The following is a 19,737-nucleotide window of genomic DNA, read 5'->3' as shown; positions in this document are numbered from 1 at the left end:
CGGGAGGTCCTGGTGAACGCCCCGCCCGAATGGGAGGAGCTGGTCTCCACCGCGCTGGTCGGCACCGACCGCCGTCCCCTGGCCGGTACGGCGGCCCCGGAGGCCGAACTGCTCGAACGCGCCGCCGTGCAGACCGTGCGGATGCGGGCGGGCCGCCGCCCCCTGGCCGCCGAGCCGGTGGCCGCCGCCCCGCCCGAGGACCGGCCGGTGGTCTCCCGCCCGGCGGCCGACCGGCTCGCCCGGATCCTCGGCGGCGAGCAGCCGAGGCTGCTTCCCGAGTGGCTGCGCGTCGCGGCCGGGCACGGCCGCCGCGTCCCGCCGCACCTGCTGCCCGAACTCCTCGACCAGGCCGCCCGCGACCGGTCGATCCGGCCCCATCTCGGCGTCCTCGCCGGAAACCGGGGCCGGTGGCTGGCCGGTCTCAACCCCGCCTGGGGCTTCCTGCTGAATGAGCCCACCGCCCCCGTCCCCACCGCCCCGGCCGGGGCCGGCGCCGTCCCCGGCGACTCCGGCGGCGCGCCGGACGTCTGGGAGCTGGGCGCCCCCGGCGACCGCCGCGCCTTCCTGGCCGCGCTGCGGGCGGCCGACCCGGCGGCGGCCAGGAGCCTGCTCGCCCGGGGGTGGGCGAAGGAGACCCCCGACGACCGCGCGGCGTTCCTGGAGATCCTCGCCGACCGGCTCTCGCCGGACGACGAGCCTTTCCTGGAGGCCGCCCTCGACGACCGACGCCGGGAGGTCCGCCAGCTGGCCGCCGACCTGCTCACCCGGCTGCCCGGCTCGCGGCTGGCCGCGCGGATGGCCGAGCGGGTCACGGGGTGGTTCGCCGTCGAGGACGGCCGGATCCGCGTCACCCCGCCCACCGCCTGCGACGCCGCGATGGAACGCGACGGCATCCGCGCCAGGCCGCCGCACGGCACCGGCGAGCGGAGCTGGTGGCTCCAGCAGGCGGTGGCGCGCACCCCGCTCGGGGTGTGGCCGCGGCTGCTCGGCCGCCCGCCCGGCGAGCTCGTCCGCATGAGGATCACCGACTGGGGGCGCGAGGTCATGGCGGGATGGGTGCGGGCCGCCGTCCTGCAGGGCGACCCCGAGTGGGCGCGGGAGCTGTTCGCCCACGACCCGCTCGCCGACCTGCTGGCCGTACTGCCCGCCGCCGAGCGGGAGCGCGTCGCCGCCGGCTTCGTCCGGCGGCACGGCCTCGACGGTCAGCTGATCATGGTCCTCGGGGGCGCCGCCGCGCCCTGGGGGCCCGAGCTGGCGTCCGCCGTGCTGGAGAAGATCATCGAGGTCTCCGGCACGCAGCCCTGGAACCTCGGCGAGCTGACCAGGCTCGCCGGCGAGCGCGTCGACCCAGCCCTGTACGGCGAGGCCGAGCGGCTCTCGCCCGAACCGCCCGTCCAGGAGGTCGCCGCCCTCCTGCGTTTCCGCTACGACATGGTGAAGGAGCTTTCTTGACAACGGTTCTGCGGGCCCACGCCGAAGACCAGTTCGCGGACGAGCTGGAGATCCTCGCGAAGGACGACGACCGGCCCCGGCCGCCGGGCTGGAAGCTGTCGCCGTGGGCGGTGACGACGTACGTCATGGGCGACGGCGAGGCGATCACCCCCAAGTACATCGGCCCCCGGCGCATCGTGGAGGTCGCCGTGGCCACCCTCGCCACCGACCGCGCGCTGCTGCTGCTCGGCGTGCCCGGCACCGCCAAGACCTGGCTGTCGGAGCACCTGGCCGCCGCGATCAGCGGCGACTCGACGCTCCTGGTGCAGGGCACGGCCGGCACCGCCGAGGAGGCCGTCCGCTACGGCTGGAACTACGCCCGGCTGCTCGCCGAGGGGCCGTCCCGCGAGGCGATCACCCCGAGCCCGGTGATGCGCGCGATGGCCGAGGGCCGGATCGCCCGGGTGGAGGAGCTGACCCGCATGCCCTCCGACGTCCAGGACGCGCTGATCACCGTGCTGTCGGAGAAGACGCTGCCGATCCCCGAGCTCAACGAGGAGGTGCAGGCCGCACGCGGTTTCAACGTCATCGCCACCGCCAACGACCGCGACCGGGGCGTCAACGAGCTGTCCAGCGCGCTGCGCCGCAGGTTCAACACCGTCGTGCTGCCGGTCCCGGCCACCGCCGAGGAGGAGGTGGACATCGTCTCGCGCCGCGTCGAGCAGCTCGGCCGCTCCCTGGAGCTGCCCGAGACCCTGACCGGCCTCGCCGAGATCCGGCGCGTCGTCACGGTCTTCCGCGAGCTGCGCGCCGGCGTCACCGAGGACGGCCGCACCAAGGTCAAGTCGCCCAGCGGCACGCTCAGCACCGCCGAGGCGATCTCCGTCCTCACCAACGGCATCGCCCTGGCCGCGCACTTCGGCGACGGGGTGCTGCGCCCCTCCGACGTCGCCGCCGGGATCGTCGGCGCCGTCGTCCAGGACCCGGTCTCCGACCGCGTCGTCTGGCGCGAATACCTCGAGACCGTCGTCCGCGAGCGCGAGGACTGGCGCGACTTCTACCGGGCCTGCCGCGATGCGGACTGAGACGGCGCCCCCCGCCGGGGCCGGGGGCGGCCGATGAGCGTTTCGGTGCTGGGGATCCGGCATCACGGGCCGGGGTCCGCACGATCCCTGAGAGACGAGCTCGAACGCCTCAAGCCGGACATCGTGCTCATCGAGGGGCCGCCCGAGGCGGACGCGCTGGCCGGGCTGGCCGCCGACCCGGACCTCCGGCCCCCGGTCGCGCTGCTGGCCCACGTGCCCGGAGAGCCGGCCAGGGCGGCGTTCTGGCCGTTCGCGGAGTTCTCCCCCGAGTGGCAGGCGATCCGGCACGCCGTGCGGACGGGCGTCCCGGTCCGCTTCTGCGACCTGCCCGCCGCCCACGGCCTCGCCCTCGACCGGGGCGGCTCACCGGACGGCCCCGCCGACGGAGACCCCGGCGAGGGCGGGCCCGGAGCGGTCGCGCCGGCCGTACCGGTCGACCCGATCGCGGCCCTCGCCCGCGCCGCCGGATACGACGATCCGGAACGCTGGTGGGAGGACGCGGTCGAGCACCGGGGCGACACGCCGTTCGAGGTGATCGCCGAGGCGATGGCGGCGGTCCGCGACGGGCACGTCCCCGATGCCCGTGAGGCCCGCCGCGAGGCGTACATGCGGCGCACGATCCGCAGGGCCGTCAAGGAGGGGTTCGAGCGGATCGCCGTCGTCTGCGGCGCCTGGCACGTCCCCGCCCTGACCGGCGTCCCCGGCGGGGGCGGCGCCTGGAGCGCCGGGCTGCCCCCGGTCAAGGCCGACGACGCGCTGCTGCGGGGGCTGCCCAAGGTCAAGGCCGAGATCACCTGGGTGCCATGGACGTACGGCAGGCTGGCCTCCTGGAGCGGCTACGGCGCCGGGGTGACGTCACCGGGCTGGTACCACCACCTGTTCGCCTCCGCCGACCGCCCGGTGGAGCGGTGGCTGGCCGCCGCCGCGGGCGTGCTGCGCGACGAGGGCCTGCCGGTCTCCTCGGCGCACGTCATCGAGGCGGTACGGCTGGCCGGGAGCCTGGCCGTGCTGCGCGGCCGGCCCCTGGCCGGGCTCGCGGAGGTCACCGAGGCGGCCCGGGCCGTGCTGTGCGAGGGCGACGACCTGCCGGTGGAGCTGATCCGGCGGCGCATGGTCGTGGGGGAGCGGCTCGGCCACGTCCCCGACTCGACGCCGATGGTGCCGCTCCAGCGCCACCTGCGCGAGGAGCAGCGGCGGCTCCGGCTCAAGCCGGAGGCCCTGGACCGCGAGCTGGACCTCGACCTGCGCAAACCCCTCGACCTCGACCGCAGCGGGCTGCTGCACCGGCTGCGGCTGCTCGGCGTCGACTGGGGCGTCCCGGCGCGCAGCCGCGGCAAGGGCACCTTCCGCGAGTCGTGGACGCTCGCCTGGCGGCCGGAGTTCGACGTCGACCTGATCGAGGCGGGCGCCTGGGGCACCACCGTCCCGGCCGCGGCCTCCGCGCGGGCCCGCGACCTGGCGGACGGCGGGCCGGGGTCCGGCCGGGGGTCGCTGGCCGACCTCACCGGGCTCGTCGAGCGGTGCCTGCTGGCCGACCTGCCGGACGCGCTGCCGTACGTCCTCGACGCGCTGGCGGCGCGGGCGGCGCTCGACAACGACGCCACGCACCTGATGGCCGCGCTCCCGGCGATGGTGCGCGCCCGGCGCTACGGCGACGTGCGCGGCACGCCCGCCGAGGGCCTGACCGCGATCGTCGACGCCCTGCTCACCCGGATCTGCGTCGGGCTGGGCGCGGCGGTCACCGGCCTGGACGACGACGCCGCCCGTGACCTGCTGCGCCACATCGACGAGGTGCACGCGGCCGTCGCCCTCCTCGACGACGGCCCCGCCGGCGGCGTCTCCGGTGACGAGACGCCGCGCGGCCGGTGGACGGCCGCGCTGCGCGGCCTGTCCGGCCGTTCCGGCCTGCACGGGCTGATCGAGGGACGGCTCACCAGGATCCTGCTGGACGCCGGCGACCTCGACGACGCGGAGGCGGGCCGGCGGATGGCGCTGTCCATGTCGGCGGGGCACCCGCCGGCCCGCGCGGCGGCCTGGATCGAGGGCTTCCTGTCCGGCGGCGGCCTGCTGCTCGTCCACGACGCCCGGTTGCTCGGGCTGGTCGACGGGTGGCTGGCCGGCCTCGCCCCGGAGACGTTCGTGGACGTGCTGCCGCTGCTGCGCAGGACGTTCGGCGCTTTCGCCGCGCCGGAGCGGCGCTCGATCGGCTCACGCGTCCGAGCGCTCGGCACCCGGGAGACCGCCGCCGCGGCGGCCGAGGAGATCGACGAGGCACGCGCGGCCGCCGCGGTGCGGACCGTGCTGGCGCTGCTGGGAAGGACGGAGACCCCATGACCGCCCGCGGAGACGTCGATCCGGCGGCCGACGAGAGGCTGCGCCGCTGGCGGCTCGTGCTCGGCGGGGACGCCGACGGCACCGGGTGCGCGCTGTCCGGCGCCGACGCCCGGATGGACGGCGCCCTGGCCGCTCTTTACAACCGCGACGGCGGCGAGGGCCAGGGGGAGCGGAGCGGAGGCCTGGGCGCCTCGGCGCCCAAGGTGGCGCGCTGGCTGGGCGACATCCGCTCCTACTTCCCCTCGACCGTCGTCCAGGTCATGCAGAAGGACGCCGTCGAGCGGCTGAACCTCACCCGGCTGCTGCTGGAGCCGGAGATGCTGGAGGCCGTCGAGCCGGACGTGCACCTGGTCGGCACCCTCCTGTTGCTGAACCGGGTGATGCCGGAGCGGGCGCGCGAGTCGGCCCGGGCGGTGGTCCGCAAGGTCGTCGCGGAGCTGGAACGGCGGCTCACCCAGAAGACCAGGGCGGCCGTCACCGGAGCGCTGGACCGCTCGGCGCGGACCCACCGCCCCAGGCGGGTCGCCGACATCGACTGGGACCGTACGATCCGGGCGAACCTCAAGAACTACCTGCCCGAGCGCGGCACCGTGGTGCCCTCCAGGCTGGTCGGGTACGGCAGGCGGCAGCGCGCCGTCCAGCGCGAGGTCGTGCTGTGCATCGACCAGAGCGGGTCGATGGCGGCCTCCGTCGTCTATTCCAGCGTCTTCGGCGCGGTCCTCGCCTCGATGCGCTCGCTGAGGACGTCGCTGGTGGTCTTCGACACCTCGGTCGTCGACCTCACCGACCAGCTCCACGACCCGGTGGAGCTGCTGTTCGGCACCCAGCTCGGCGGCGGCACCGACATCAACCGCGCCATCGCGTACGGCCAGGGCCTCATCACCCGGCCCACCGACTCCATCTTCATCCTGATCAGCGACCTGTACGAGGGCGGCGTCCGGGAGGAGATGCTGCGCCGGGTCGCGCAGATGACGGCGGCCGGGGTCCAGGTGATCGTGCTGCTCGCGCTGTCGGACGAGGGCGCGCCCTTCTACGACCGCGACAACGCCGCCGCGCTGGCCGCGCTGGGCGTTCCCGCGTTCGCCTGCACCCCCGACGCCTTCCCCGGCCTGATGGCCGCCGCGATCGAGCGGCGCGACATCGGCGGGTGGGCCGAGCGCGAGCTGGGCCGCGCGGCCACCTGACCACCGGCGGGGACGGGCACGGCGGCCCCGTCCCCGCCGGGCGCCTCGCACCGCGAACACGACCGGGCCTAGGACCAAGGTCCGGTCGTACGGCCGATGCCGCGCGGGAATGCCCGCCGTAATCTCCCTTTTGTGACTTCTGTAACGACCACCGTTCCGGCGGAGGGGATCTTCGCCAGACGCCACCGAGCCCTGACCGTGGGCATGGTGGCGATCATCACCCTTGTCGCGTTCGAGTACCTGGCGGTGGCGACCGCCATGCCGGTCGTGGCGGACGAACTGCACGGGCAGGGGCTGTACGCGCTGGCGTTCAGCGGGGCGCTGGCGGCCGGGGTGGTCGCCACGGTGCTGGGCGGGCGGTGGAGCGACGTCTCCGGGCCGGTCGCGCCGCTGTGGACCGGCGTGGCGACCTTCGTCGTGGGGCTGGTGGTGGCCGGGGCCGCACCGACGATGGACGTGTTCATCGCCGGCCGGTTCGTCCAGGGGTTCGGCGGCGGCGTCTTCCAGGTCTCGATGTACGTGCTGGTCTCCCGGGTCTACCCGGCGGAGCTGCATCCCCGGGTGTTCTCCGTCTTCGCCACCGCCTGGGTGGTGCCGTCCATGGTCGGCCCGGCAGTCGCCGGATTCGTCGTGGAGAGCGTCGGCTGGCGCTGGATCTTCGCCGGCGTGGCCGTGCTCGTCCTCCCGGCCGCGCTGTTGCTCCTGCGGGGCCTGACCACCACGTCGATGTCAGAGCAGCCGCCGCAGGGGGAGCGGACCCCGATCGGGCGGCGGCTGGGCTGGGCGATGCTGGCGGCGACCGGTGCGGCGCTCATGCAGTACGGCGGCGCGGCCCGCGGCGCCGGCCTGCTCCTGCTCCTCGCCGGCCTGGCGCTGCTGGCCGGATCGCTGCCCCGGCTGCTGCCCGCCGGCGCGGTGCGCGCCGCCCGCGGCCTGCCCGCGGTGGTCGGGCTGCGCGGGATCGCGGCGGGCGCGGTCATGGGCGGCGAGGCGTTCCTGCCGCTGATGCTCAACCAGCAGCGCGGCCTGACGCTCACCATGGCCGGTCTCACGCTGACCGGCGGCGCGCTGAGCTGGTCGTTCGGCTCGTGGCTGGTGGGACGCAAGCGGATGGACCGGGTGCTCGTCCTGCGGTCCGGCATGGTGCTCATCGCCGTGGGCCTCGCGCTGATGGCCGTCACCGTCTTCACGGCGGTCCCGGTCGCCCTCGCGTTCCTCGCCGAGATCATCGCGGGCCTCGGCATCGGGATCGTGTACCCGACGCTGTCGGTGCTGGTCCTGGAGCTGTCGCGGCCGGGGGAGGAGGGGGAGAACAGCGCGTCGATGGGCGTGGCGGAGTCGGTCTACACCGTCGTCTCGATCGCGGTCGCCGGCGCGGTGCAGGCCGTCTTCGGCGCCGCGGCCCTCACCTACGTGCTCTGCTTCGCCCTCGTGGCCCTGATGGCGGCGGCCGGCGCACTCGTCGCGGGCAGGGTCAGAACGTGACTACCGTTGAAGCGTGGGAAGAACGCCGCTCTCCTCCGTGTTGAGACGGAGTCCCGCCTTCGGGCGGGATTCGTGTCTCAGCGCTTCGGGGAGATCAGGGGGAGTGCATGCCGCGGGTACGTGAGCTCGAAGTGTTCCGGGTGGTCCTGCCGTACGGCAGGCGGCCCGAGAGCCTCATGGTCCGGCTCACCGACTACGGGGGCATGACCGGGTGGGGCGAGGTCGTCGATCCCGACGCCAAGACGTGGGCGGCGATGGAGGAGGGGCTCAGCAGGGCGCTGATCGGCGTCGACTGGGAGCACCCCGACGAGCTGGGCGTGGTCCCCGGGGGCTCCGCCTCCGACATGGCCTGCTGGGACCTGTGGGCCCGGATGCGCGGCGTGCCGCTGTCCCACGCGCTGGGCGGCAACCGCACCTACCTGACCGCGACCGTCCGGATCGCCCCCGAGCGCGACCTGGACAGCCTGGTCGCCCGGGTGAACCGCCACGTCTGCGCGGGGTACACCCACGTCACCCTGGACGTTCGCCCCGGCTGGGACATCGAGCCGCTGCGCGCCGTCCGCCGGACGTACCCGGCGCTGGGCATCGGCGTGGACGCCCACGGCGCCTACACCGACGTCGGCGCGCTGGAGGCGCTGGACGGCTACACGCTCTCCGCCATCGAGCGCCCCTTCACCGGGCCCGCCGGCTTCGCCGACCACGCCGACCTGCAGGAGCGCGTCGCCGCGCCGGTCCTGCTGGAGGTCTCCTCGGTGGCGGGGCTGTGCGAGGCGATCGCCGCCGGGGCCGGGCGGGCGCTGCTGCTGCGCCCCGCGGCGGTGGGGTCGCTGCGTGAGGTGCGCCAGGCCCACGATCACGCCGTCGCCGCGGGCTGGGAGATCTCCTGCGCCGGCGGGCAGGGCGGCGGGCTCGCGCGGGCCGCCACGGTCGCCGCGGCCAGCCTGCCGGGCTGCGGCCTGCCGTGCGACGTGGCCGAGCCGCCGCGTAGCGCCCAGATCGTGACGCCGCCGGTCGGCGCCTCCGGAGGGGTGGTGGCGGTGCCGCTCACCCAGCCCGGTCTCGGCCACAACGTCGACGAGGCCCGCGTCCGCCGCCTGGCCAAGGAGTCGTACGCGGCCTGACGGCGCCTGCCGTATCCGGGGACGTACGCGGGGCCGGGGAGGTCATCCGCCGGGCATTCGCGCCCGGCCTGACGCGCCGTAGCGGGACCGGTGGTCACCGGGCCGCGCGTGATCGGCGGGAGATCAATCCGCCAAACGCCATGAAACGGCGTGAAATAGGATGCGCGTCATGTCTTCCCCCGAGACGCCCTCCCCCGAGATCTCTTCCCCTGACCTCCCCGGGACGTCCTCCCCCGATCCCGGGCACGGCGCCGCCGCTCCCGGAGCCCCCGCGCCGCCCGCCGGGGACCACACCCGTGGGGGCGCCGACCCGGCGCACGACGTCCTCGGCCCCGGATACGAGCTCACCGTCCTGCCCATGGCCGACGACGAGGAGGGGAAGGTCGTCGCCACGCTGGTGCGTCGCCGCGCCGCCGCACCGGCGCGCGGCGCCGTGCTGTACGTCCACGGGTTCACCGACTACTTCTTCCAGACCCACCTGGCCGAGCACTTCGCCGCCAGAGGACTCGACTTCTACGCCCTCGACCTGCGCAAGTACGGCCGCTCGCTGCTGCCGCACCAGACCCGCGGGTTCGTGCGCAGCGTCACCGAGTACTTCCCGGAGATCGACGAGGCGGTCCGGATCGTCCGCGAGCGGGACGGCCACCGCACGGTCGTCCTCAACGCCCACTCCACCGGCGGCCTGGTGACCGCGCTGTGGGCCGACCGGGTCCGCGGCCGCGGCCTCGTCCAGGGGCTGATGCTGAACAGCCCCTTCCTCGACCTCAACGTCCCCGCCCCGCTGCGGATCGCGGCCGACCTGCTGAAGGGGCCGATGGCGAGGATGCCGCGGCGCGCCGTACTGCCCCTCGGCACCGCCACCGCCTACGGCGCCAGCCTGCACCGCGACCACCACGGCGAGTGGGACTTCGACCTGGGGTGGAAGCCGATCGGCGGCTTCCCGGTGCACGCGGCCTGGCTGGCCGCGATCCGCCGGGCCCAGCGGCGCCTGCACGCCGGCCTGCGGGTGGACGTCCCGGTCCTGGTGCTCTGCGCCGCCAGGGGACTGCGGCTGCGCGACTTCGCGCCGGAGGCCCAGGCCGCCGACGTCGTGCTCGACCCGGAGCAGATCGCCCACTGGGCGACCAGGATCGGGCGCCACGTGACGTGCGTGCGGGTGGCCGGCGGCGTGCACGACCTCGCGCTGTCGGCCGAGCCGGTCCGCAAGCAGGTGTTCACCGAGATGGACCGCTGGCTCACCTGCTACATCTGACCGAGCCGTACGGCCGGCGGCTCTCACGAGCCCGCCTGACCCGCCCGGCGCGTACGGCGCGCCCGGCCGTACGGCGCGCCGCCCCGGCCGGCCGCTACCAGGGGAAGGCGTAAAGGCTGTAGTAGGCGCCGGCCACCAGCAGCACGCCGGTGCCGCCCAGCACCCCCGCCATCGCCACACGCTGTGCGCGGCTCGGCCGCCAGCCCTGCCCGATCCCGGAGGCGACCGCCGCGACGGCGGTGATCTCCTGCACCAGCATGAGCACCGCGAGGATCCGGATGACGAGCCAGCCGGAGAGCACCGCCGGCCACGCCCCCGCCTGGTTGACCGAGAACAGCACCAGCAGCGTGAGGAACGCCGCCACCGCGGCCAGCAGCCCCGCGCCGGTCCACGCCATCCGGCGCAGCCGGCGGCGGATCGGCGGCCACACCAGCGCGCAGGTCTCGGCGTGCGGCCGCCGGCCGCGCCGCCGCACCACCATCTCCGCCACCGGCCCGGCGACGTATCCGGCGAGGGTCAGGCAGAGCGCGAACGTCAGGACCGCGCCTCCGGCGTACCAGGGGGCGCTGGGCGGGTCGCTGGCCTCGAACCGCTGGACGGGGGTGGCCCCGGCGACGCGCACGCCCGGCCGCGCGGTGCCGGGCAGGCCGTTGACCCAGTTCGCCAGGGTCGGCAGGTAGGCCCGGACGAACGGGCCGCCGTGGATCCGCATCCCGTGGTCGGCGCCGTCCAGGTAGCGGATCGTGTAGTCGGCGTTGCCGCCCGCGGTGAGCGCGTCGGTGAGCGCCCGGCTGCTCTCCACGAACGGTATCGACGGGTCGCGCGTGCCGTACAGGGCGAGGACCGGCTGACGGACCCGGCGCAGCACGGGCGTCCCGTCGTAGCGCAGGAAGTTCATGTGGACCGCGCTCATCGCCCTGATGATGAGGTCGCGTACCCCGCCGGGCGCGTGCAGCCGGTCGAGCTGCTCGCCCATCGCCCACGTGACCTGCCGCAGCGGCGAGACGTTGGGCGCCGACACCAGCACGGCGAAGGAGACGTCGTCGCTCCTGGCCGCCGCGATCGGGACCACCCAGCTGCCCTCGCTCACCCCCCACAGGCCCGTCCGGGCCGGATCGACGTCGGGGCGCCCGCGCAGCCGGGACAGCATGCGCAGCGCGTCGTCGGCGAGCAGGCCGAAGTCGCGGTCGCGGAAGTCGTAGCCGGCCGTGCGCTTGTCGTAGGTCAGCGTGACGATCCCCGCCCTGGCCAGCCACTCGGCCTGGGTGGCGAACTCCTCGCGCAGGCCGGGACCGGCCCCCTGGACGAACACCATGGCCGGGTGCCGGCCGGGTGTCAGGGGCGCCCGTACGGTGGCCTCCAGGGTCACGTCCCCGACGTCCACGGCGATGTCCCGCGTGGTGATCGGGGCGGTCGCGGACACCGGCCGCAGCTCGGCCGTGGGCTGGGCGGGCAGCGACCGGAAGACGGGCCCGGCACTCAGCGGCGCGGGGTCGAACGGCGGTGGCAGGACGTGGCCCACCAGCGCGAGAATGATCATGGATACGCCCGCGGCGGCGCCCACCGCGCCCCGGCCAACCCGCATGCCGACCCGCTTCCCGATCGTCACCCGCCTCGCGGTGGGACCCCACCACCGGTACGCGACCGGTACGGTCCCCCTGATCATCCAGAGTACCCAGCCCGGTGCCCACAGGACATGGGGCGTTTCCCATGTGACGCAAGTAGCCACATTTGCCGCCGTGGCCTGTTAGCTTGAGGTGACATGCGCCTGCTGCACACCTCGGACTGGCACCTGGGTCGTTCGTTCCACCGCGAGAGCCTCCTGGCCGCCCAGGGGGTCTTCGTCGACCACCTGGTCGAGACGGTCCGGTCCGAAAAGGTAGACGTGGTCGTGGTCTCCGGTGACGTCTACGACCGCGCGCTGCCCTCGGTCGACGCGGTGCGGCTGTGCGACGAGGCGCTGCGGCGGCTGGCCGCCGAGGGCGTCCGCACGGTGCTGATCAGCGGCAACCACGACTCCGCGCGCCGCCTCGGGTTCGGCGCCGGCCTGATGGACGCCGCCGGGGTCCACCTGCGCACCGACCCCGACCGGGCCGGCGAGCCCGTGGTGATCGACGACGTGGCGTTCTACGGCATCCCGTACCTGGAGCCGGAGCTGGTGCGCGGCCCGTGGGAGCTGCCCGAGCGCACCCACACCGCGGCGCTCGGGCACGCCATGTCCCTGGTCCGCGCCGACCTGGCGCGCCGGGGCGGCCGGTCGGTCGTCCTGGCCCACGCCTTCGTGACCGGCGGCCGGGCCAGCGACAGCGAGCGCGACATCAGCGTCGGCGGTGTCGCCCACGTCCCGGTCTCGGCCTTCGACGGCGTCGACTACGTCGCGCTGGGCCACCTGCACGGCCGCCAGCGGATGAGTGAGACCGTGCGCTACTCCGGCTCCCCGATCGCCTACTCCTTCTCCGAGGAGGGCCAGGTCAAGGGCTTCTGGCTGGTGGACCTGGCGCCCGGCGGCGAGGTGAGCGCCGAGTTCGCCGAGGCGCCGGTGCCCCGCCCGGTCGCCACGCTCAGGGGCCGCCTCGACGACCTGCTCACCGCGGCCGAGCACGCCCGCCACGAGGACCACTGGCTCCACGTGACGCTCACCGACCCGATCCGGCCGAAGGGCGCCATGGAACGGCTCCGGGCCCGATTCGAGCACACCCTGGCGCTCTCCTTCGAACCGGAGGGCGGCGTCCGCGAGACCGTGGCGCGGCCGCGGCTGGCCGGCCGCCCCGAGATCGAGGTGGCGCTCGACTTCGTCCGCGAGGTGCGCGGCGAGGCCGCCGACGACGACGAGACCCGGTTGCTCCAGGAGGCCGTCGAGGCCTGCCGAGTCAAGGAGGCGATGGCGTAGATGCGCCCGCACCGTCTGTGGATCAGCGCCTTCGGCTCCTTCCCGGGTGACGAGGAGATCGACTTCGACGCCCTCACCGAGGCCGGGCTGTTCCTGATCCAGGGCCCCACCGGCGCGGGCAAGACCACGGTGCTGGACGCGCTCTGCTACGCCCTGTACGGCAGGGTGCCGGGCAGGCGCGACAGCGCCAAGAGCCTGCGCTGCGACCACGCCCCGCCCGGCCGGGGGCCGAGCGTCGCCCTGGAGGTCACCGTCCGGGGGCGGCGGCTGCGGATCACCCGCTCGCCCGCCTGGCAGCGCCCCAAGCTCAGGGGGACCGGCACCACGCGCGAGAACGAGAAGGCCGTGCTGCAGGAGCTCCTCCCCTCGGGGGAGTGGCTCGGGCTGACCACCCGGGTCGACGAGGCCGGGGAGCTGATCGGCAACCTTCTGGGCATGAACGCCGACCAGTTCTTCCAGGTGGCGATGCTGCCCCAGGGCGACTTCGCCCGGTTCCTGCGCGCCGACGGGGAGGACCGCCGCCGGGTCCTGGAGCGCCTGTTCTCCGTACGGCTCTACGCCGCCGCCGAGACCTGGCTGGCCGAACGGCGGACCGAGGCCCACCGCGAGCAGCAGACGATGCGCAGGGAGGTCGACTTCGCCGTCCAGCGCCTGGAGGAGGCCGCGGGCCCGGCCCTCCTCGCCGCCCTGGCCGCCGGCCCCGAGGCGTCCGGGACGCCCGGCGCCGGGGACGCGGCGAACGGAGACGCCATCGCCGAGCGCGCACGGGACACCGGGGACACCGGGGACACCGGGGATACGGCGAACGGAGACGCCACCGCCGGCGCACGGGACGCCGGGGACGCCGGGCGCACCGCCGCCGTCCCCGCCCCGGCGCCGGACCCCGAGGACGACCCGCGGGGCTGGGCCGCGGCCCTGGAGACGCTCGCCGCGCGGGAGGCCGCCCGGGCGGGCCTGGCCCGCGCAGACAGCGAGGCGGCGGTACGGCGGGCCCGCGCGGAGCTGGAGCGGGGCATGGCCCTGGCCGACCGGCGGCGGCGCCACGCCGACGCGCTGGCGCGCGGCCACGCCCTGGAGGAGACCGCCGAGGAGCGGGCCGACCTGGAGATCATCCTCGCGGAGGCGGCCCGCGCCGACCGGGTGCTGCCCCTCCTGCAGGCCGTCGAGCAGCGCGCCGAGGCCGCCGGCAAGGCCCATGACATGGCCGCCGACGCCCTCGCCCGCGCCCTGCCCCTGCTCGGCGTCCCCGGCGACGCCGCGAACACCACGGCCGCCGCGAACGCCGTGAACGCTGCGATCACCGCGGCCGGTGCGATCGCCGCCGACGGTGCGGACGCCGCCGACGGTGCGGACGCCGTGGACGTCGCGATCGCCGCGGACGTCACCCCCGACCGCCTGGCCGGCCTGGAAGGCGACCGCCGCGCCGAGATCAGCCGGCTGGCGGAGCTGCGCGCCGAGGAGGCGCGCCTGGCGCGGATCCGCGAGGAGCGCGAGCGCGCCGACGCCGAGATCACCGCCCTGGGCGCGGCCCAGGCCGAGACCGACGCCCGCCTCGCGGTCCTGCCCGGCCTGCGCGAGGACGCCGAGGCCCGCCTGGCCGCGGTCCGCCTCGACGCGGCGCGCGTCCCGGCCGCCGAGGCCGTCCGGCAGACCGCCGCCGCCCGCCTGGCGGCGGCCGAGCACCGCGACCGCCTCGCCGCCGAGCTGGCGGAGGCCCGCCGGGACGTCGCCGCCCGGCTCGCCGCCCTCCCGGACGCCCTCCGCCCGGCCGCGGACCCCGCCGGGCCGCGCGAGGCGCTCGCCGCCCGCGAGCGCGAGCGCGGCGAGGAACTGGCCGCCCTGGAGGGCCTGCGGGCCGACGAGGAGCGCCTCGCCGAGCTGGAGGGCCTGCTGGCCGCCCTGGACGCCGAGCTGGCCGACGCCGGGGCGCGGGAGGCCGCGCTCCAGGAGGCCCAGCGGGACCTCCCCGCCGCGCTGGACGACGTGACCGCCCGGCTGACCGAGGTCAGATCGCGGGCGGCCCGGGTGCCCGCCGCGCGGGCCGTCGTGGACGCCGCCACCGCCCGGCTCGACGCCGCCCGCCGCCGCGACGGGCTCCGCGCGGAGCTGGCCGAGGCCCGTACGGCCCTGGCCGGGGCCACCGACCACGCGCAGCGGCTCCGCGACCGCCACCTCGACCTCCGCCAGGCCCGGATCGACGGCATGGCGGCCGAGCTGGCGGCCAAGCTCCTGCCCGGCGAGCCCTGCGCCGTCTGCGGCTCGCCCGACCACCCCGCCCCGGCCGCGCCCGCCGCCGAGGCCCCCACCGCCGAGGACGAACGCGCCGCCCAGGGCGCCTACGACGCCGCGGCCGAACGGCGGCGGGCCGCCGAGGTCGCCGTCACCGCCCTGGACTCCCGGCTCGGCGAGGCCCTCACGGTCGCCGGGGACCTCACGGTGGCCGCCGCCGAGGAGGCCCTCGGCGAGGCCCGCCGCGAGCTGGCGGACCTGTCCGCCGCGGCCGGGACCGAGGCCGCGCTCGCCGCGGAGGCCGGCCGCCTCGCGGCGGAGCTGGACGACACGCGGCGGCGGGCCGCCGAGGCCGCCCGCGCGCTGGCCGAGGGCGGCGCCCGCCGGTCCGGCTGGCGGGCCGAGCACGACCGGCTGACCGCCCGGCTGGACGACGCCCGCGGCGCCGACCCCACGGTCCAGGACCGCCGCGACCGGCTCGCCGGGGAGGCCGCGCTGCTGGCCGCCGCGCTCGCCGCCGCCGTCCGCGCCGCCGACGTCGAGGCCGCCCACCGCGACGCGTGCGCCGCCGCCGACCTGACCGTGGCGGACGCCGTGGCCGGGCTGGAGGAGGCCGAGCGGGCCCTGGCCCGGCTGCGGGAGTCCGCGGCGGCCGAACCGGCGGTGGCCGGGGAGGCCGGCCGGGCCGCGGCCGAGCTGGAGGCGGCGCGGGAGCGTTCGCGCGAGCTGGCGGTCACCCTGGCCGCCCGCCGTACGCACGCCGACAAGCTCGCCGCCGAGGCGGAGCGGCTGGCCGCGCGCCTCGACGAGGCCCGCGGCGACGACCCGAGCCTGTCCCACCGGCTGGACCGGCTGGCCGACGAGGCGGAGCTGCTCAGGGAGGCGGCCGAGGCCGCCAGGGAGGAGCGGGTCACCGCCGCCGAGCTGGAGGCGGCGCGGACCCGTGCCCTGGCCGCCGTCGCCGAGGCGGGCTTCCGATCCGCCGACGACGCCCGTTCGGCGGTCCGCCCGCCCGCCGAGCAGGAGGAGAAGGCCGCGCGGCTGCGCGAGCTCGACGAGGAGCGCGCCGCCGTCACCGCGATGCTGGCCGACCCGGAGCTGGTCGCCGCCGCCGCGGAGCCCGAGCCCGACCTCGACGGGCTGCGGCGGGACCACGACGCCGCCGACGAGGCCCACGCCGGCCTGCGGTCCGCCCTGCACGGCGCCGAGGCCCGCCGGGAGCGGCTGGCCGTGCTCCGCGCCGAGCTGGAGGGGTGCCTGGACCGCTGGCTGCCCGCCGCCGAACGGCACCGCCTGACCGAGCGGATGGCCGCCCTCACCGGCGGCAACTCCACCGACAACCGGTGGAACATGCGGCTGTCGTCCTACGTCCTCGGCGAGCGGCTGCGCCAGGTGGTCGCGGCGGCCAACGAACGGCTCGACCACATGTCCGGCGGGCGTTACCTGCTGGAGCACAACCTCGGCCGCTCCGCCGGGGACCGCAGCAGGTCCGGCGGCGGGCTGGGCCTGCGGATCCTGGACGGCTGGACCGGCGTGGACCGCGACCCGGCGACGCTGTCCGGCGGGGAGAGCTTCATCACCTCGCTGGCGCTCGCGCTGGGCCTGGCCGACGTGGTGACCGCCGAGGCCGGCGGAGTGGAGATCGGCACGCTCTTCGTCGACGAGGGCTTCGGCACGCTCGACGAGGACACCCTCGACGGTGTCCTCGACATCCTCGACGGCCTGCGCGACGGCGGCCGGGCCGTGGGCATCGTCAGCCACGTCGCCGAGCTGCGCACCCGCGTCCCGGCGCAGCTGCGGGTCCGCAAGGAACGCCGCGGCTCCACCCTCTCCGTGACCGGCGTCTGATCCCCGCCGGTCAGGGGGTACGGCCGGCCGCCTCGCGGTGCGCGTCACGACCGCGGCGCAGGTGGTAGCAGACGGTGGCGGTGGCCAGCGCGGCGCCCCAGACGGGCCAGAAGCACTCCGGCAGCCAGGCCCCCCACTCGGTCAGGGTGAACCTGCCGGCGGCGGTCCAGCGGATGTAGGTCAGCCCGGCCACGGTGATGATGATCGAGACGAACCCGGCGGGGACGACGGCGAGCAGCGGCGGCACCCTCCTGCCGCGCAGCCACGGGATCCAGCGCGGGAAGACCTCGCCCCACCGCTGGGTCAGGCCGAGGGTGAGCATGCCGCCGAGCGCGCCGAAGGTCGCCAGGTAGGCGCCCAGCAGCCACAGTCCGTCCTCGCCCTCGGCCAGGAACTCCGCGCTCACGCCGAGCGGGATGCCCAGCGCCCACGCCCACCGGGTGGCGCAGTACACCAGCGGCACCCCGACCGCCACGTACACCGCGACGCGCCCCCGCTCCGGGGTGAACCAGCGGCGCCGGTTCTTCCGGCCGCGCGTGCAGGCCAGTGCCGCGGCGGCCAGCAGCAGGCCGCCCAGCACGCACACGAGCTGGTTGAGCACCGGCCAGGGCCAGGCGTCGGCGAAGGTGGCGCCGCCCAGGTCCCAGCCGAAGAGGGGGGCGGCCAGCAGCAGCGGCGTGTAGGCGACGCCCATCATGAGCCGCGAGTCGGGGATCACCAGGATCAGGAGCGCGGCGATCGGCCAGGCCAGGAACAACGGTGCGCGGCGGCCGCCCGGGCGGGTCAGCGCCCACGCCGTGGCCGCGACCGGCAGGCAGCAGGCGGCGATCACCCAGCCGAAGCCCGGCGTCGACCCGGCCAGGATCGACAGGGCCCGGTCCGGGTCGGGATCGGTGGCCCCCCACGGGTAACCGGGCGCGCCCAGCGCCCACCCGGCCCCGAGCGCGCCGTAGGCGAGCGCCCACAGCGCCGCCGCGTACCCCGGCCGGTGAGAAGTGAAGATCGTCATGTGATCAGCCTTCCGGCACGGCGGGAGGGCGGGCCAGATGCCGTTCGGCACCCTTCGCCGCCGGAACCGGTGCCGTTCGGCACTCCTCCGGGCGGCGCGGGACGCGCGTATCGTCACACGGGTGATCGTGATGTGGGTTGTCGCCGTGGTGCCGGCGGTGGTCGCCGCCGGGGTGGCCGTGAGCGGGTTCCGGCCTCGTTCCCGGCCGGGTCCGTCCGCGTCGGCTCTGTCGGCGGCGGGTGTGTCGGTGGCCGCCACGCTGGCCCACCTGGCCGGCGTGGTACGGCCGGCGCCCGGCGCCGACGCGCTCGGCATGGCCGAGAGCGCGGCGCTGATGGTGTCGGCCGGCCTGGCCGTCCGGTACGCGCCGTCCCGGCGGGCGGCGGTGGCCGCCTCGGCGGCGGGTCTGGCGGCGGCCGTCTGGCCGCTGCGCGTGTTCACGCCCGCCTCGCCGCTGGAAGGGGTGGGCGTGTGCGCGTTCTGGGGGCTGGGCGCGCTGCTGGCCGCCGCCGTCGGCGGCTACCTGCGCTCTCTCGACGCACGGCAGGAGCGCGCGGTGGCCGGCACCCGCCTGGCCCTGCGGCTGCGGCTCGCCGGGGACCTGCACGACTACCTGGCGCACGACATCAGCGAGATGGTGGCGCACGCCCAGGCGGGCCTCGTGACGGGCGATCCCCGGCAGGCGCTCGAACGCGTCGAGGCCGCGGGGCAGCGGGCGCTGTCCATGCTGGACCGGACGCTGGACACGCTGCGTCACGACCGGCCCCACACCCCCGGCGGCGACCTGGGCGGCATCCGGGAGGCGGCCGAACGGTTCTCCGCCGCCGGACCGGCGCGGGTCGACCTGCGCATGGATCCGGCGGTGACGGCTCCGCCGGAGACCGCCGCGCTGGCCTACCGGGTCGTGGCCGAAGGGATGACCAACATCCGGCGGCACGCCCCGCGGGCCGGACGGGTGGAGCTGAGCGTCGACGCGTCGTCCGGCGTCCTGACGGTCACGATGACCAACGACGGCGTGACGCGCGCCCCGGCCACCCGGCGCGGCGGAACCGGCCTGCCCGCCCTGGCCTCGCTCGTCCGGACCCACGGCGGCGAGCTGGTCGCCGGAGCCGTACCCGAGGGGTGGTCGCTGACCGCCCGCCTGCCGCTGGAACAATCGCCGGAGTGGTCACCCGCATCCTCATCGCCGACGACCAGGAAGGCATCCGCGGCGCCTTCCGCCTGATCCTCGACGCCCAGCCCGACATGACCGTGGTGGCCGAGGCCGCCGACGGGCGCACCGCGATCGACACCGCCAAGACGATCAAGCCTGACGTGGTGCTCACCGACATCCGCATGCCCGGGGCCGACGGGATCGAGGTGACCCGCGCCCTGGCGGGCACCGGCATCCACGTCGTGGTCCTCACCACCTTCGGGCTGGACGAGTACGTCCACGCCGCGCTGCGGTACGGCGCCGCCGGATTCATCCTCAAACGCTCCGGCCCGACGTTGCTCATCGAGGCCGTCCGGGCCGCGATGAGCGGCGACGTGCTCATCAGCCCGCAGCTCACCGTCCGGCTGCTGCGCCGGCACGAACGGCCGCGCGAGACCTCCGGCGTGGTCCTCACCGAGAGGGAGGACGAGATCGTGACCCTGGTCGCGCGGGGCAGGACCAACGCCGAGATCGCCGCCGAGATCTTCCTGTCCCCGGGCACCGTGAAGAACCACATCGCCGCCATCCAGCGCAAGACCGGCGCCAGGAACCGCGTCGCGATCGCCGCGTGGGCGTGGGCGACCGGCCGGGCCGAACCCTGACCGCGGCGCGCGTGGAGCCGGCGGGCGGCCTGTGGACCATCGCCGCCCCCGCCGCCGGTTCCCCTACGCGCTCGA

Annotated in this window: 13 protein-coding genes; 11 read left to right on the top strand and 2 right to left on the bottom strand. The window is 76.3% G+C overall.

The genetic code is table 11. The features are described from left to right. Positions 1–12: 12 nt before the first annotated feature. The 7 genes from ACQP10_RS26105 (at position 13) to ACQP10_RS26075 (ending at position 9,892) form a co-directional block, all read left to right on the top strand. Positions 13–1,452, top strand: a complete 1,440-nt coding sequence (locus ACQP10_RS26105; RefSeq protein WP_433539910.1) for a DUF5691 domain-containing protein — start codon at positions 13–15, stop codon at positions 1,450–1,452. After that, positions 1,449–2,516: an ATP-binding protein gene (locus ACQP10_RS26100; RefSeq protein ID WP_346022833.1), complete on the top strand. Its 1,068-nt coding sequence runs from the start codon at positions 1,449–1,451 to the stop codon at positions 2,514–2,516. The genes ACQP10_RS26105 and ACQP10_RS26100 overlap by 4 nt, the downstream gene beginning before the upstream one ends. Positions 2,517–2,549: 33 nt before the next feature. After that, positions 2,550–4,850 (top strand): DUF5682 family protein, encoded by a 2,301-nt coding sequence (locus ACQP10_RS26095; protein WP_433539909.1) that lies wholly within the window; start codon positions 2,550–2,552, stop codon positions 4,848–4,850. After that, entirely contained in the window at positions 4,847–6,034 is a 1,188-nt protein-coding gene (locus ACQP10_RS26090) for a VWA domain-containing protein (RefSeq protein ID WP_346022831.1), read from the top strand. Before ACQP10_RS26095 ends, ACQP10_RS26090 begins: the two co-directional genes overlap by 4 nt. A 132-nt stretch (positions 6,035–6,166) precedes the next feature. Beyond that, on the top strand, positions 6,167–7,519 hold the full coding sequence (locus ACQP10_RS26085; protein ID WP_346022830.1) for an MFS transporter: 1,353 nt from the start codon (positions 6,167–6,169) through the stop codon (positions 7,517–7,519). Between the two features lie 107 nt (positions 7,520–7,626). Next, the gene (locus tag ACQP10_RS26080) at positions 7,627–8,640 is read left to right on the top strand and encodes an enolase C-terminal domain-like protein (protein WP_346022829.1); all 1,014 of its coding nucleotides are present in this window, start codon (positions 7,627–7,629) and stop codon (positions 8,638–8,640) included. Between the two features lie 169 nt (positions 8,641–8,809). After that, positions 8,810–9,892, top strand: coding sequence for an alpha/beta hydrolase (locus tag ACQP10_RS26075; protein ID WP_346022828.1), 1,083 nt, complete (start codon positions 8,810–8,812; stop codon positions 9,890–9,892). A 94-nt stretch (positions 9,893–9,986) separates the two neighbouring features. Here ACQP10_RS26075 and ACQP10_RS26070 read toward each other — a convergent pair whose 3' ends face one another. Further along, a complete protein-coding gene (locus tag ACQP10_RS26070; RefSeq protein WP_346022827.1) occupies positions 9,987–11,501 on the bottom strand; it encodes an alpha/beta hydrolase family protein in 1,515 nt (504 codons plus the stop codon). Positions 11,502–11,654: 153 nt separating this feature from the next. Between ACQP10_RS26070 and ACQP10_RS26065 the strand changes: the two genes are divergently transcribed. Then, entirely contained in the window at positions 11,655–12,782 is a 1,128-nt protein-coding gene (locus tag ACQP10_RS26065; RefSeq protein WP_433539908.1) for an exonuclease SbcCD subunit D, read from the top strand. Further along, on the top strand, positions 12,783–16,859 hold the full coding sequence (locus tag ACQP10_RS26060; RefSeq protein ID WP_433539907.1) for an AAA family ATPase: 4,077 nt from the start codon (positions 12,783–12,785) through the stop codon (positions 16,857–16,859). Between the two features lie 10 nt (positions 16,860–16,869). Here ACQP10_RS26060 and ACQP10_RS26055 read toward each other — a convergent pair whose 3' ends face one another. Then, on the bottom strand, positions 16,870–17,868 hold the full coding sequence (locus ACQP10_RS26055; RefSeq protein WP_433539906.1) for a hypothetical protein: 999 nt from the start codon (positions 17,866–17,868) through the stop codon (positions 16,870–16,872). A gap of 130 nt (positions 17,869–17,998) precedes the next feature. Between ACQP10_RS26055 and ACQP10_RS26050 the strand changes: the two genes are divergently transcribed. Continuing rightward, complete coding sequence (locus tag ACQP10_RS26050; protein ID WP_433541943.1) at positions 17,999–19,093, top strand: sensor histidine kinase; 1,095 nt, start codon at positions 17,999–18,001, stop codon at positions 19,091–19,093. Further along, the gene (locus tag ACQP10_RS26045) at positions 19,033–19,662 is read left to right on the top strand and encodes a response regulator transcription factor (protein WP_346022823.1); all 630 of its coding nucleotides are present in this window, start codon (positions 19,033–19,035) and stop codon (positions 19,660–19,662) included. The genes ACQP10_RS26050 and ACQP10_RS26045 overlap by 61 nt, the downstream gene beginning before the upstream one ends. The last annotated feature ends 75 nt before the right edge of the window (positions 19,663–19,737 follow it).

Origin of the sequence: Streptosporangium sandarakinum (assembly GCF_050942225.1) — a bacterium.
Taxonomy (GTDB): Bacteria; Actinomycetota; Actinomycetes; order Streptosporangiales; family Streptosporangiaceae; genus Streptosporangium; species Streptosporangium nondiastaticum.
This window is presented reverse-complemented; position numbering and strand designations above follow the sequence as displayed.